Annotated in this window: 9 protein-coding genes and 1 rRNA gene; 6 read left to right on the forward strand and 4 right to left on the reverse strand. The window is 60.3% G+C overall.

The genetic code is table 11. From position 1 onward, the window contains the following. Positions 1-1,880: retention module-containing protein (locus DMX11_RS25175; RefSeq protein ID WP_146230382.1), on the reverse strand; the 1,880-nt coding region annotated here is incomplete at its 3' end. Between the two features lie 962 nt (positions 1,881-2,842). On the opposite strand from DMX11_RS25175, the gene DMX11_RS25180 reads away from it, so the two are divergent. Together DMX11_RS25180 and DMX11_RS25185 are read left to right on the forward strand one after the other, a co-directional pair. After that, positions 2,843-4,999, forward strand: coding sequence for a type I secretion system permease/ATPase (locus DMX11_RS25180; RefSeq protein WP_110748324.1), 2,157 nt, complete (start codon positions 2,843-2,845; stop codon positions 4,997-4,999). A gap of 7 nt (positions 5,000-5,006) precedes the next feature. Then, on the forward strand, positions 5,007-6,365 hold the full coding sequence (locus tag DMX11_RS25185; RefSeq protein WP_177410792.1) for an HlyD family type I secretion periplasmic adaptor subunit: 1,359 nt from the start codon (positions 5,007-5,009) through the stop codon (positions 6,363-6,365). Between the two features lie 144 nt (positions 6,366-6,509). Here DMX11_RS25185 and lapD read toward each other — a convergent pair whose 3' ends face one another. Beyond that, on the reverse strand, positions 6,510-8,456 hold the full coding sequence (gene lapD, locus DMX11_RS25190; protein ID WP_110748331.1) for a cyclic di-GMP receptor LapD: 1,947 nt from the start codon (positions 8,454-8,456) through the stop codon (positions 6,510-6,512). Positions 8,457-8,466: 10 nt separating this feature from the next. After that, positions 8,467-9,228 (reverse strand): cysteine protease LapG, encoded by a 762-nt coding sequence (gene lapG, locus DMX11_RS25195; protein WP_177410791.1) that lies wholly within the window; start codon positions 9,226-9,228, stop codon positions 8,467-8,469. A gap of 204 nt (positions 9,229-9,432) precedes the next feature. Here lapG and DMX11_RS25200 point away from each other — a divergent pair, with 204 nt between their 5' ends. The 4 genes from DMX11_RS25200 to DMX11_RS25215 all read left to right on the forward strand — a co-directional run bounded on the left by DMX11_RS25200 (position 9,433) and on the right by DMX11_RS25215 (position 14,315). Next, a complete protein-coding gene (locus DMX11_RS25200; protein ID WP_110748334.1) occupies positions 9,433-10,122 on the forward strand; it encodes a GntR family transcriptional regulator in 690 nt (229 codons plus the stop codon). A gap of 112 nt (positions 10,123-10,234) precedes the next feature. After that, a complete protein-coding gene (locus tag DMX11_RS25205; protein ID WP_110748337.1) occupies positions 10,235-10,738 on the forward strand; it encodes a sigma-70 family RNA polymerase sigma factor in 504 nt (167 codons plus the stop codon). Between the two features lie 4 nt (positions 10,739-10,742). After that, on the forward strand, positions 10,743-11,711 hold the full coding sequence (locus DMX11_RS25210) for a FecR domain-containing protein (protein WP_110748341.1): 969 nt from the start codon (positions 10,743-10,745) through the stop codon (positions 11,709-11,711). A 189-nt stretch (positions 11,712-11,900) separates the two neighbouring features. Continuing rightward, positions 11,901-14,315: a TonB-dependent siderophore receptor gene (locus DMX11_RS25215; RefSeq protein WP_110748348.1), complete on the forward strand. Its 2,415-nt coding sequence runs from the start codon at positions 11,901-11,903 to the stop codon at positions 14,313-14,315. A 115-nt stretch (positions 14,316-14,430) separates the two neighbouring features. Here the strand turns inward: DMX11_RS25215 and rrf are convergent. After that, positions 14,431-14,546: ribosomal RNA gene (gene rrf / locus DMX11_RS25220) — 5S ribosomal RNA — on the reverse strand. Between the last annotated feature and the right edge of the window lie 7 nt (positions 14,547-14,553).

Consider the following 14,553-nt stretch of genomic DNA (forward strand, 5'->3'; position numbering starts at 1 on the left):
CCGGCTTCAACGGTGATGGTCTGGCCATTGGACAGGGTCACGGTTACCGGAGTCTGAGCCGGGTTGCTCAGAGTCACGGTGTAGGTGATCACGCCACCCTCGGTCACCGACGGGTTCGCCGTCAGGGTCGCGGTAGTGTTGTCGACCGAATCGTTGATCGTGGTCTGAGCCGGCGTCGGATTCGGGGTCAGCTGTTCGAAGTTGCCGCCGGTCGCGCCGGTAATGGTGGTGCTGACGGTCGAGCCGTTGTTGTAGACGTCGTTCGCCGGGGTCTGGAAGTCGACACTGCCCTGGGTCTTGCCGGCTTCAACGGTAATGGTCTGGCCGTTGGACAGGGTCACGGTTACCGGAGTCTGAGCCGGGTTGCTCAGAGTCACGGTGTAGGTGATCACGCCACCCTCGGTCACCGACGGGTTCGCCGTCAGGGTCGCGGTAGTGTTGTCGACCGAATCGTTGATCGTGGTCTGAGCCGGCGTCGGATTCGGGGTCAGCTGTTCGAAGTTGCCGCCGGTCGCGCCGGTAATGGTGGTGCTGACGGTCGAGCCGTTGTTGTAGACGTCGTTCGCCGGGGTCTGGAAGTCGACACTGCCCTGGGTCTTGCCGGCTTCAACGGTAATGGTCTGGCCGTTGGACAGGGTCACGGTTACCGGAGTCTGAGCCGGGTTGCTCAGAGTCACGGTGTAGGTGATCACGCCACCCTCGGTCACCGACGGGTTCGCCGTCAGGGTCGCGGTAGTGTTGTCGACCGAATCGTTGATCGTGGTCTGAGCCGGAGTCGGATTCGGGGTCAGCTGTTCGAAGTTGCCGCCGGTTGCGCCGGTAATGGTGGTGCTGACGGTCGAGCCGTTGTTGTAGACGTCGTTCGCCGGGGTCTGGAAGTCGACACTGCCCTGGGTCTTGCCGGCTTCAACGGTGATGGTCTGGCCGTTGGACAGGGTCACGGTCACCGGAGTCTGAGCCGGGTTGCTCAGGGTCACGGTGTAGGTGATCACCCCGCCTTCAGTCACGCTAGGCGAAGCTGTCAGGGTTGCCGTGGTGGTGTCGATGGTATCGGTCACCTGGGTAACGGCCGGTGTCTGCGGCAATGTTACCGTCAGGCCGCCACCACCGGTGCTCCCTGTCACGGTGGCAGAAATCTGTGAACCGTCGATGTATGGCGTGTCGTTCGCCGGCACCACGACGTTGACGCTACCGCTGGTCTGCCCGGCCGGAATGACGATGACAGCGCCATTGGACAGGGTGATTACCAGGTTGGTAGTGGGTGCCTGGCCAACCGTGGCGGTATAAACGATTACGCCACCCGCTTCGCTGATGGAAGGAGTGGCGTCAAGAATGAGGTCGGTCGCAACGTTGGTGTCCGTCGTCGGCGTGGTCACCAGGTTGTTGCCATTGGGGTCCTGCAGGCCCACTTCTTCGCTATCGAGCACGGCAGCAAAGCCCAACCCTTCAGTCGGGAAACCAACTGTTGGGTCTACCCGGCCAGCGGTTTCTTCCAGCATCACAAAGCTGTGGCCACCGCCCAGCGCACCGCCACCGCCCGCTGCCGACGGGCCTGCCGCAGTAGCTTCAAGCTCGGTAGTCGGGTCGACACCCGCGGCAATCGCCTGTTGCAGCTCTTCCACCGATGGCGCGGCCTGGGCAGTCGCCTGGCTCAGGTCGGTGCTGCTATCTGGCGCATCGGCGCTCCATTGGCTGTCACGACCAAGGTCGAGCAGGCGGCCATCCGCCAGTTCCAGGGTAACTGCGCCACCAGGCCCAGTGAGCACTTCCTCACCGGCCAACAGGCGGTCCCCTTCAATGAGTACACGCCGGATGCCCTCCGGGGATACCGCGATAACCTGGCCGACAATGCTTTTGACGATGGCTACAACGCTGCTCATTGGACTCTCCGTGTGACCCGGTGGGTACTTCCCTGCCAGAGCGGCGCTTGCTGGCCACTTCAGGCGGAACTATGTCGATGATCTTTTGACGCTTTTTGACGTCAATATTCCGTCTATAACTGTTTGGAATTACTTAACTGCCAAACTATTGACCTTATACATGCAATCCTAAACAATCGGCAATGTAATGTCACATTGATATTTGTACCTTAGCCAAGCGTTTCCTGCGGACAAATGTCGCACGTCATCTCACACGCGAAAAATCCTCGGCCGATGTTCATTTCAACTCACCTCGGCTGCCAGGAAACCAGCGGCTGGATGACTGCCCGTCGCGGGCCTTCACGGTTACCGGCGCCAACATTCAGGCCACTTCCGACTGCCCGAACTACTGCTTGGCTGACAAGCACAAACCTTGCCTATCAGAGCCTCGAGGGCAAAACGATAGCGAGCCCCAGCCAATGGTTGGTAGCCGTCGATGCGTGCCTACGCTGGTAATCGGGCGAGGTCGGATTCAGCGATGTGTGACAAATCAAAGAGATGACCCATAAGCGAGCGAAAAATGCCTTCCGAATGATCGGCGCCCCGCTTGCGATTATTGAATGAAGACGGTCCAGGGACCTGCTTTCTATAGATGAATTTTGACTAAGAAGTTACAACGCGTCGCCAATAAAACAGCGCCTGTTTACCGACCATGGCTATGCTGAATATCGATGAACCTAAGGCGTCTCACCTTTACGGGGGTGAATCAAAGATGAAACATTCAGGCCGGCGCCGCGTCTGGTAAAAATGATGCACGTAGAATTGTTTACTCAACATCGATTCAAGGCGAACATTGGTCAGCTGCTCAAGCCTTCGGGAATTACTCCCTGCGCTTGCCCGCACCATTGAAAGCCAGGGTGAGCCGGCCCGCATGAGCGGCGGTGCACCCACCCCACCCACCACAAGGATGAAGAGAGCGCCGCGTGGAATCCGAAGTCAGTCGAGTCCAACTCAGCCACGATCCACGCAGTCAGCATGACGATCCCCTGCTGGATAGTCTGTTGAGCCTGTGTGTCCTGCACCAGAAACCTGCCAGTCGGGTCATGCTGACCACCGGCTTGCCGCTACCCGCCCAACGCCTGAGCCCCGAGCTGCTGCCTCGCGCCGCGGCCCGCGCCGGCCTGCAAGGGCGCGTGCTGCAGCGCAAGCTGGAGCAGATTCCTAGTATTGCCATGCCAGCGATGCTGCTGCTGAAGGAAGGCCGAAGCGCTGTCCTGTTGGGCTGGGAGAACGAAGACACTGCACGCCTGCTGCTCAGCGAGAGCGACGGCGGCGAAGTGCACGTCAGCCGCGAAGCGCTGCAAAGCGATTACAGCGGCCGGGTGTTCTTCGCCCAGCCGCAACATAAGTTCGACGTCAACCACGGCAACCTGATCCCGCGGGCCAAGTCGTGGTTCCGCGATACCCTGCTGCGCAGCAAGTGGCTGTACATCGATGCCATCGCCGCTAGTCTGGTGATCAACCTGATCGCCTTGGCCGCACCGCTGTTCGTGATGAACGTGTATGACCGGGTGGTGCCCAACCAGGCCACGTCGACACTGTGGGTGCTGGCCGTCGGTATCGCCGGCGCCTACATCTTCGACCTGATCCTCAAGGGCCTGCGCGGCCTGTGTCTGGACCTGGCCGGCAAGAAGACCGACCTGATCATTTCGGCGACATTGTTCGAACGCATCGTCGGCATGTCGATGAAGTACCGACCAGCAAGGGTCGGCAGCTTCGCCCAGAACATCCATGAGTTTCAGGGCCTGCGCGACTTCCTCGCCTCGCTGACCCTGACCAGCCTGATCGACCTGCCCTTCACCATTCTGATCCTGATCGTCATCGCCATCATTGGCGGGCACCTGGTATGGATCCCGGTCATCGCCTTCCCGCTGGCCCTGGGCATCGGTTACGCCCTGCAGCGGCCGCTGATGGCGACCATGGAGCGGACCATGGCGCTGGCTTCGGAGCGCCAGTCCAGCCTGATCGAAACCCTCGCCGGCCTGGATGCGGTAAAGGTCAACAACGCCGAGAGCGAACGCCAGTACATGTGGGAACAGACGCTCGGCACCCTAAGCCGCCTAGAGCTGCGGGTGAAGGTGCTGTCGAGCCTGGCGATGAACATCACCCTGCTGATCCAGCAACTGGCCGGCGTGGCCATGATTTGCGTGGGCGTGTACCTGATCATCGATGGCAACCTCAGCATGGGCGGCCTGGTGGCCTGCTACATGCTCAGCGGCCGCGCCCTCGGCCCGCTGGGCCAGCTCAATGGCCTGCTCGCGCGCTACCAACAGGCCAAAGTGACCATGGTCTCCACCGACCACATGATGGAGCTGCCGCAAGAGCGTAATTTCGAAGAGCGCCCGCTGAGCCGCAAGGTACTGCAGGGAAGCGTCGAGTTTCGTGGGGTCGATTTCACCTACCCCAACCAGCAAAACCTGGCGCTGAAGAACATCAACCTGACCATTCGCCCCGGCGAGAAGGTCGGCATCATCGGCCGCAGTGGCTCGGGCAAAAGCTCGCTGGCCAAACTAATTGTCGGCCTGTACGAGGCTGATGGCGGCTCGCTGCTGGTCGATGGCGTGGACATTCGCCAGATCGACGTCAGCGAGCTGCGCCACAACATCGGATACGTCCCCCAGGACATTCAGCTACTGGCCGGCACTTTGCGGGACAACCTGGTCAGCGGCGCCCGTTACATCGAGGACGAATTGATCCTGCAGGCCGCCGAGCTGGCCGGCGTGCATGAATTCGCTCGGCTGCACCCGGATGGCTACGAGCTGCAGGTCGGTGAACGCGGGCAGAACCTGTCCGGCGGCCAGCGGCAGAACGTGGCCCTGGGCCGTGCGCTGCTGCTCAACCCGCAGATCCTGCTGCTGGACGAGCCTACCAGCGCCATGGACAACACCGGTGAAGAACGCCTCAAGCAGCGCTTGCAAGCGGTAGTGGAAGGCAAGACTGTATTGCTGGTCACCCACCGTGCGTCGCTGCTGTCGCTGGTAGACCGACTGATCGTGATCGATCGCGGACAGATTGTCGCCGACGGCCCGAAAGCCGCGGTCATGGATGCGCTGAAGAAGGGGCAAATCAGTGTTGCATAAGCTGGATATGGGGCAGTTCAAGGACAGCCTGCGACGCTACTTCAAAGGTTCTGACTCACTCGGCGGCCAGCCACTGCCAGAGGTCAACAAGGCCCTCATCGAGGATGCTCCGCGCGTGGTGCGGCTGACCATCTGGGGCGTGATCTTGTTCTTCGTGTTCCTGATCGTATGGGCCAGCGTTGCGCCCATCGACGAGGTCACCCGGGGTGAAGGCAAGGCCATCCCGTCCTCCAAGGTGCAGAAGATACAGAACCTGGAGGGCGGCATCGTCGCTGAAATCTTCGCCAAAGAAGGGCAAATCGTCGAAGTGGGCCAGCCGCTGCTTCGCCTGGATGAAACCCGCTTCGCCTCCAACGTGGGTGAAACCGAGGCCGACCGATTGGCCATGGCCCTGCGGGTAGAACGCCTGAGTGCCGAGGTCGGGGACACTCCGCTGAAAATCGATGAGGAGCTACGCAAAGCCGCGCCAAGCCAGGCGGCGAACGAGGAATCGCTCTATCAGAGCCGGCGCCAGCAACTGCAGGACGAGATTGGCGGCCTGCAGCAGCAACTGGTCCAGCGCCAACAGGAACTGCGCGAGTACAGCTCCAAACGCGCCCAGTACGCCAACAGCCTTGAGTTGCTACGCAAGGAAATCGGCATGTCCGAGCCGCTGGTGGCCACCGGGGCGATCTCCCAGGTCGAAGTGCTGCGCCTGCGTCGCGCTGAAGTGGAAAACCGTGGCCAGCTGGATTCCACCACATTGGCCATCCCGCGGGCCGAAGCGGCCGTGCGCGAAGTGCAGAGCAAGATCGAGGAGACCCGCGGCAAGTTCCGTAGTGAGGCGTTGACCCAACTGAACGAGGCGCGCACCGAGCTGAACAAGGCCACCGCCACCAGCAAGGCGCTGGATGACCGGGTGCACCGCACCATGGTGACGTCGCCGGTGCGCGGTATCGTCAAGCAGTTGCTGGTGAACACCATTGGCGGGGTCATCCAGCCAGGCAGCGATATCATTGAAATCGTGCCACTGGACGACACGCTGGTCGTTGAAGCGAAGATCCTGCCCAAGGATATTGCGTTCCTGCACCCGGGCCAGGAGGCGACGGTCAAATTCACGGCGTATGACTACACCATCTATGGCGGGCTGAAGGCCAAGCTGGAACAGATCGGCGCCGATACCATTACCGATGAAGACAAGAAGACCACGTACTACCTGATCAAGCTGCGCACCGATCGCAGCCACCTGGGTACCGATGAGAAGCCACTGCTGATCATCCCGGGGATGGTGGCGACGGTGGACATCATGACCGGCAAGAAGACCATCATGAGCTACCTGCTCAAGCCGATCATGAAAGCGCGCTCTGAGGCGCTGCGCGAGCGTTGATGAGGCTGGCCACCGATCCTGGTGGCCCCGCTGCCCCAATCGCCGGCAACCCAGCTGCTACACCGACTGCATCGGGCTAAAGCCAAGTGCAAAATCAGTGAGCGCTGCCTTGTTGGCGATAGGGCCAGACTGCCAGCGAAAAACTCAGCGCCAGGGCGCGGGTTCACCCACCAACTGTCCCTGAATCCCACCCACCCTCATCTCCTGCAACACCAACCGCTCACCTTCGGTCTCGACCCTCTCGGCAATCAGCGGTAAATCGATGCTGTGCGCTGCACGCTGGATCGCTTCGATGAACAGCCGCTTGTGCTGCTCGTGGTCGATGTTACGGATGTAGCTGCCGTCTATCTTCAGGTACGCCAGGCCCAAGTGCGCCAAGTTGCCGATCATGCTGAAGCGCCCGCCAAAGCGCTGCAGCGCCAAGCCAAAACCAAGCCCGTGCAGACGCCGGGTGAGCTGTTCCAGGGCGGCCTGCTCAGGCAGCTGCTCCTCGCCAATTTCAAAAACCAGTCGCGGGCCGAGCGCCGTATTCTGGCCCAACAGCTCGAAAACTCGCTGCAGGGCCTTGGGGTCAGCCAGGGTTGCAGCGGAGAGGTTCAGCGCCAGCATCTGATCATGCCCACGCAGGTGCGCCAACACTTTCTCCAGTACCAGCACGTCAAGCCGCGGCATCCAGCCGAAGCGCTCCAGCCAGGGCAGGAAACGCCCCGCCGGCAGGGCATCGCCGTGGCCATCCTGTAGGCGCGAAATCACCTTATGGTGCAACACCTGTTGCGCTGTGGCGCAATCCACCACCGGCTGGAAGAACAGCTCGAAATGACCGTTGATGAACGCTTGGTCGAGCCGTTCATGCCAGGCATGCTGGCTGTCTGCGGCAACTGCAGCCACGCCCTGTTCAAGGCATACCCAGCCCGGCGTTGGCTGGTTCTCGGCACGGGCCAGGGCCTCGTCGGCGAGCTTGAGCAGTGCCTGCGGTGAATCACCCGGGCTGAACGGCGCCAGGCCGATGCAGGCCACCGGGTCGATATCACTGGCGCCGGTTTCATGCAGGCTTTGCAGGGTTGTTTCCAGGGCTTGGGCAAGGTGCACGGCCTCTTCGTGCACCATGCCCGGCGCGAGCACCGCAAACTCGCCGCCGCGGCTGCGACAAATCAGGTCGTTGGTTTCTGGGAAACTGGCACAGGTACGCCGCAGCTGTTCACCTACTGCCTGCAGCAACTGGTCGGTACGCTGACCGCCGAGGCGGGCGTTCAGCCCGGCCAGGCCCTGGACACGAAGCAACAGCAGGTAGCCGGCGCGCGCGTCCTCCAGGTTGCTTACCCGAGTATTAAGCTGCATTTCGAAGTAACGACGGTTGGACAACCCGGTCAGGCTGTCCTGGTACGACTCAGCCCGCAGCCGCTCGCTGCGCTCGGCCTGTTCAGTGAACAGCGCCTTGAGCTTCTCGACCATCTGGTTCATCGCCTGCACTACGCGACGTAGCTCTGGTGTGCGCGGCAGCTCCGGCAGGCTGAGGAATTCGCGGCGGGCGATGGCGTGGGATTGCTCGACCATGTAGTCCAGCGGCCGCAACTGCCGACGCAACAGCAGGGCACCAAGCACGGCACTGGCCGCACCGCACAGCAGCAGCCAGCCTAGGCTGCCCAGGGCGCTTTGCCAGAGCTTGGCAATAGCAAACATCGGGTGGCTGATCACCTCTACGCGTGCGGCTTGTTGCCAACCGCGGCTGACGATGGCATCGCCGCCAGCAGCCTCCAGGCCGATCAGGTGCACGAACCAGCGCGGCACACCGCCCGGGTCCGGCTCGGCGTGACGTTCTACCAGCACTGCGTTGGAACCAAGGTCGACGACCTTGATGCTTGCGTAGTACCCACTGTCGAAGATCGAACTCACCATCAACTCGACCATGGCCGGGTCATCGATATTCGGCGTCAGCGACAGCGCCAGCGCGGTCGCCGCATCCTGGGCGTGCGAGCGCAACTGGTTGACGTACTGGCTGCGCGAGCTCTCGAGGCTGACCATGAAACTGCCACTGAAGGCGACCACCAGGAACAGGCAAATAGCCAACAGCAATTGTTTGAACAGTGACATCTGTGCTCCTTCAGTAAACAGGCTCGGCCGGGAACCCTTCGGCCTGCATTTTCTTCAGCAAATCCTGCCAACGTGACAACCGCTTGGTATCGCCGACCTTCTTATTGCCAGCGGCCCCCGTCAGCCACAACCCTTCGCCATTGAAGGCGTACACCGGCAACAGGTCGGTACGCTGGCTTGCCGGCTTGATGGCGTCCATCAGGCTGTCGAGTACCAATGGCTGGGCCTGTGGGCTTGAATAATAGGTCAGGACCATGTGCGCACGGTTCTGCCGCAGTGCCTTGACGTAAGTAATCCGCAGTTTCTCGCTGGGGATACCCATGCGTCGCAAGCTGAAGTACTTGGCAATGGCGTAATCCTCGCAGTCCCCTGCGCCCTTGATCAGTGCCTGCACCGGCGTCGCCCAGTAATCGACCTCATGCCACAGGTCAATGTCCTCGACATAGCGCAGTTGCTGGTTGAAGAAGCGGTTGACCACTTGCAAGCGCTCAAGCTCGCTCCCCTGACTCTGACTGGCCATCAGGTTCTGCCATGCGTCGATCCGACCTTGGCCAGTGCCCAGAGGGCCATAAAGGGCCTGCGCTTTGCGACTGATCTGGGAGAAATCCCAATCCGCGTGCAAGCCGCCCAGCAGCAGGCCACCCAGCAGCGCCGCCAGGCCAACACGCGGTACAACGGTTTTGAGCAACCAGGATATCGCCACTGCGAAGCCCTGTTCAGGCCAGTCGAAAGGAGCGATGGTGCGGCTTGCCAAAGCAAAAGACAATGGCATCCTGAAATCATGCACCCGCTGGTCAGCTTGCCTACACTTTCTGATTATATCCTCCAGTACGCCGCTTCCTTTGGCGTACGACTTCATCCACCATAGCCGCGCTTTTGGGGCGCCTGTACCAGAGACGGTACCGGTTTGACACCCCTACAAGCTGTTACTAGTGTCATTGGATCCAACTTTAGTCATCGTTAAGGCAGGCGTCACGTGGCCGAAAAAATCAAATTGAGCAATGTGCTGGCCAGCGAGCAGCTGTTGCCGCACCAGGCCCGTGGTGTGATTGAAGAACGCCTGCGTGGTGCCATTCTCGACGGTCGCTTGCCACCCGGCACGGCGGTGCGCCAGCAAGAGCTTGCCACCCTGTTCGGCGTCAGCCGCATGCCCGTGCGCGAAGCTTTGCGCCAACTCGAAGCGCAATCCCTGCTGAAGGTGGAAATGCACAAGGGCGCCGTGGTTGCCCCGCTGATCGGCGAAGACGCTGTAGACACCTATGCCCTGCGCGTCTTGCTTGAAAGCGAAGCGCTGCGCCAGTCCATACCATTGCTGGATGCCAACGACATCGCTACCGCCCGCGGTTATATCCAGCAACTGGAGAACGAAACCCGCCACAGTGAACTCGGTCGCCTGAACCGGTTGTTTCACATGACTCTCTACAGCAAGGCGACGAACAAGAAACTGTTACGTCTGATTGAAAACGAGCTGAATGAAGAGGAACGCTTCCTGCGGTTTCATCTTTCGTCCATGGGCCTGGGCAAGCTCACCCAGGATGATCACAACGCCTTGGTCGATGCAGCCAGCGACAAGCTGGTGGATCAGGCCATTACGGTGCTGGAACAGCATCTCAATGGCGGTGCAAAGGTAATCCGCAAATACCTGGATAGCCAACTGGGGCGCTAGCCCGCCACTGGCGTTGCGCAGGTTGCGTGCAGACGGGTTGCAAATTTGGTGTAACACCGCCAACAATGAGACTAATTATCATTCATGTCCATTGATGTCGACACCCTCCCCCATGCCCAGCAACGACTTCGTGCAAACGCTCTACAGTGACCACCACCGCTGGTTGCATGCCTGGCTGCGCAGCAAGCTGGGCAATGCCGCCGATGCCGCGGACCTCGCTCAGGACACCTTCGTGCGCCTACTGCAGCGCCGCGAGCAACTGCAGTTGAATACGCCGCGAGCCTTTCTGCGCACAGTCGCACGCGGGTTGGTAATCGACCACTGGCGCCGAGAGGAACTGCACAGAGCCTACCTCGAGGCTTTGGCCCACGTCCCAGAGGCACTGGCCCCTTCAGCCGAAACCCGTGAGCTGCTGCTGGAGCTGCTTGAACGCGTAGCTCGCATGCTAGATGGCCTCAAGCCGAAAGTGCGACGTGCCTTCCTGCTGGCACAGTGCGAGGGATTGAAGCATCAGGCCATCGCCGAGCAGATGGGCATCTCAGTGCGTACCGTAGAGCGCTACATCGCCGATGCGCTGTACCACTGCTACGTGCTGCGCTACGAAGACGAGTGCTGAGCCAATGACTGACGTGCGTCCTGGTGCAACAGCGGTCAAGCAGGCTATCCAGTGGATGCTGAGGCTGCGTGAGAGTGGCCATGACCCGGCTCTGGAGCATGAGTGCGCACAATGGCGCAATGTTCACCGCGAACATGAACTGGCCTGGCAACGGGTGAACCACCTTCATCAGGACCTGGACTTGCGCGCCATTCCCGGCGCCGGCTTAGCGCTGCAGACCTTGGAAACCAGCCAGCGAGCGTTACGCCGCCGGCAGGCGCTGAAACTGTTAGGCGGTATTGCCATGGTGGGGACCGCTGCGTGGCTCAGTAAAGACCTGGATGCGCTCGATGACTGGGCTGCTGACTACGCCACAGGCACGGGTGAGCGGCGTAGCTTCACCCTGCCAGATGGCTCGCTGATGCAACTCAACACGCGCACTGCAGTGGACCTCGCTTTTAACGAGCAGAGACGGCTGATCCGCCTGAAGCACGGCGAACTGATGGTTACCTGCGGCCAAGCGGCGAACCCGGAGCGCCCTTTGCTAGTACAAACGCGGAACGCCTTGCTGGAAGGATACGAGGGGCGCTTCGTGGCACGCCAGGACAGTGACTGCACACGGGTGAGTGTCAGCCATGGCAGAGTCGCCATCCGCAAACCTGGTGACGGCCAGCTGCAGCGGATCGAAAGCGGCGAGGACTGGCGCATAGATGCAAAAGGTGCGCAGCGGCTGGAACACGTGGACATGGACGCGATGGCCTGGAGCGAGGGGTTGATCATTACACCCGGTATGCGCCTGTTCGACTTTCTTGCCCAGGTCAGCCGCTATCGCCATGGCTATCTGGGTTGCAGTGACGAGATTGCCAATTTGCGCCTGTCAGGGGTATTTCGGCTTGAGGACCCCGAACAGTTGATACAGCTGCTGCCGCAGACACTGCCTGTACGGCTGCGCCAACGCACACGCTGGTGGGTGCGAGTGGAAGGCGTGGCCTGATAACGCGGTCGACGTAAAAGCGTATGGCGGCGCTCAGTTTTTTGGCGGGTTTTGAGTCCCAGTTCGGCTAGGACAGTAATTGACCCCTACCGCCCTCAACTCTCCAACGGACCCCTCATGCCTAACGCCCCGGTGCCTACGCACATTTTCAGCGTGAATGATTTTCGACCTGTTTTGCACTCAGCACTGATACGCAAAGCTGTCCGAGCCGCCCTGCTAGGTACGGCCTTGGGCCTGACTGGCGCCCCGCAACTATCCATGGCGGCTGACACCGCCAGCGTCAGCCATCAGTACGCGATCCCGGCTGGGCAACTGGATGATGTGCTCTATCAATTTGCCCGACAGGCCGGCATAACCTTGTCGAGCACACCCCAGCTCACCAGTGGCCTGAAATCCAACGGGCTGCAGGGGCGATATGCCACTGAACAGGCGCTACGCCAGTTGCTCAATGGCAGCGGCCTGAAAGCCGTCAGTGAGGATGGACGCAGCTATGTGCTGCAGGCACAGCCCCAGGACGCAGCCCTGTCACTACCAGATACCGATATCCACAGCTTCACCCTTGGTAATGCATTGGGCAGCACAGAGGGCTACAACGCCACGCACAGCCAGGTGGCAACCAAGACCAGTATGCCTTTGCTGGAGACATCACAATCGGTTTCGGTGGTGACCCGCCAGCAGATCGACGACCAAGGCTCTCAGACCGTTGCCCAGGCCATGCGCTACACCCCCGGAGTGCTGACCAACCCCTACGGGGCGACCCATCGCTACGACTATGTAGCCATGCGCGGCTTCAACGACGGTTCGGTAGACAATATCTACGTCGACGGGCTGAAGTCGATGGGCGACAACGGTACCTACAGCACCATGCAAGTGGACCCCTATTTTCTTGAGCGCATCGACATTCTGAAAGGGCCTTCTTCGGTGCTGTATGGCCGCAGCTCACCGGGTGGGCTGGTAGCGCTAACCACCAAGAAGCCACTGTTTACCCCCTATCATCAGATCCAGGCGCGGGTCGGTTCTCAGGGGCAGCGTGGCATGGGTTTCGACTTCAGCGGCCCGGTGGATGACGGTCAGCGAATAGCGTATCGCCTGACAGGCCTGGCCGACGCGGCCGACACCCAGTTCGACCACAGCAAGGAAGAACGCTATGCCATAGCCCCGGCCTTGAGCATCGACTTCAACGAAGACACCTCGCTTACCCTACAAGCCTATTTGCAACACGACCCCAACGGCGGCTACCACGGCGGCAACCCTGCCGACGGCATGCTGCACCAGCGCAATGGCTTGCGCCTGTCAGATCACTTCTTTGAGGGCGAACCGGGTATCGACAACTACGAGCGTACCCAACAGTCCCTCAGCTACCAGTTCGAACATCGCTTCAACGACGTATTCACCGCACGGCAGAACTTCCGTTACCAAGACTCCGACGTGTCGATGGATCAGGTGTACTCCGCCGGCTGGGCAGACGCCGACAGCAACATCCTCAACCGTGCCTACACCGGCGGCGACGAACGCCTGCACTCGTACATCATCGATAACATGCTGCAGGCAGAGTTCTTTACCGGCGCCGCTAAACACACCTTGCTGCTGGGTACTGACTACCAGCGCCGCAAGGCGGACGTAACCTGGCGTTATGGGACGGTCGACCCACTTGATGCCGGCAACCCGCAGTACGGTAATGGCAACCTTCAGGTACTGGGTGAGAACCGCTATCAGCGGCGTTTGCAGCAAACGGGTGTGTACCTGCAGGACCTAGTGGAGCTGGACCAATGGCGCTTTTCTCTGGGGCTGCGCCAGGACTGGGTGAAGGTTTCTGAAGAGAACCGTGACAGCGACAGCAAGGTGAGCGATCAACGCTCGAAGTTCACTACCCGTGCCGGGGTGCTCTATCTGTTCGAGAACGGCGTTGCGCCCTATGTGAGCTACTCGGAGTCCTTTAACCCCAATACGGTATCCGATCAGGATGGCCGTCCGTTAGCGCCTACCGAGGGTACGCAATGGGAAGCAGGCATCAAGTATCAGCCCCCAGGCAGCGACAATCTGTTCACCGCATCGGTGTTCCGCATCGAGCAAGAAAATCTGGCGTCGAAACAGCCGAACGAAGATTTCTATCGCCCGGTGGGTGAAGTACGTTCGCAAGGGCTGGAGCTGGAGGCGCATGTGCAACTGACCGACAGCTTGAAGTTGCTGGGTGGCTATACCTTTACCGATATCGAATATTCCAAGTCGATGCCGAGCCTGGTGTCGAGCAACCTGGACAACAAGGGCAACTCACCAACCCAAGCGCCGAAGCAGATGTTCTCGCTGTGGGCTGACTACAACTTCCGCCAGGGGGCTCTGGATGGCCTCCGGTTGGGCACTGGGGTGCGATACGTAGGGTATAGCTGGGTGGATGCGGAAAACAGCATGAAGGTACCGTCTTACACTCTGTTGGACGCTTCGATCGGCTATGACCTCGGTAAGGTCGGCCTGACGGGTGTGGATCTGCGTTTGAACGCCAACAACCTCACCAATGAAAGCTACATCACTTCGTGTGCCAGCCTGAACTACTGCTACATGGGGGAAGAGCGCAATGTGAGCGCCACGGTGAGCTACCAGTTCTGACCCGAGGACCATGGCTAGTTCGCGCTTCAACTCGAGGGACGCGCTAGCCTAAAAGTTATGGCCCGAAAAAGACAAAGCCCCTGTCTGCATCGCAGACAGGGGCTTTGGATTTGAATCTTGACGATGACCTACTCTCACATGGGGAAACCCCACACTACCATCGGCGATGCATCGTTTCACTGCTGAGTTCGGGATGGGATCAGGTGGTTCCAATGCTCTATGGTCGTCAAGAAATTCT

The organism is Pseudomonas sp. LB-090624, assembly GCF_003205205.1.
Lineage (GTDB): Bacteria > Pseudomonadota > Gammaproteobacteria > Pseudomonadales > Pseudomonadaceae > Aquipseudomonas.